The sequence below is a fragment of the Neisseria sp. P0022.S010 genome, assembly GCF_051956635.1.
Genome location: NZ_JBQCXF010000915.1, coordinates 1 through 442, shown reverse-complemented (window position 1 = coordinate 442; position 442 = coordinate 1). Strand labels below are relative to the sequence as shown.

Below are 442 nucleotides of genomic sequence, written 5' to 3'. Positions count from 1 at the left end.
CTATTGGGGGGTAACACCTGATTCAGGAGGACATCACGACTCTCTCTGGTACGAGGGGGCATTAAGTCCGTCAGTTGGTATACCCTTGTCGGCAAAGCGTTCCAAGATAAACTGAACCGCATGGCAGTCCAAAACGTTTTAACCCATTATCCGGACATTACGCTGAAGACCTATACCGGCCTCCTGGTATTCAAAGCAGGAAAATTCCCCGACTTGGGAGATAAAACCCAACCGTTGCCCATTAATTACCTGGTAGTGAACAACCTGATGCGGCCGATACTGACAAAAAAGCTGAACGACTCACTACATACTGCTTTCGGCAACGGAAAAAACCGCTAATCAGATTCCAAAGGCTATTACTGGCTGCATCGTTGGGATAATGCAAATTTTGAAAACGGGATTTTTGATCCTAAAGGGACGAAGCAGGAACTGATGCATGTTT

At 46.4% G+C, this 442-nt stretch carries 1 protein-coding gene; it reads left to right on the top strand.

The window, feature by feature from the left end; translation table 11 throughout:
* The first annotated feature begins 45 nt into the window (after nt 1-45).
* Nucleotides 46-339 (top strand): type VI immunity family protein, encoded by a 294-nt coding sequence (locus tag ACTHUT_RS22090; protein ID WP_440419956.1) that lies wholly within the window; start codon nt 46-48, stop codon nt 337-339.
* Nucleotides 340-442: the final 103 nt, after the last annotated feature.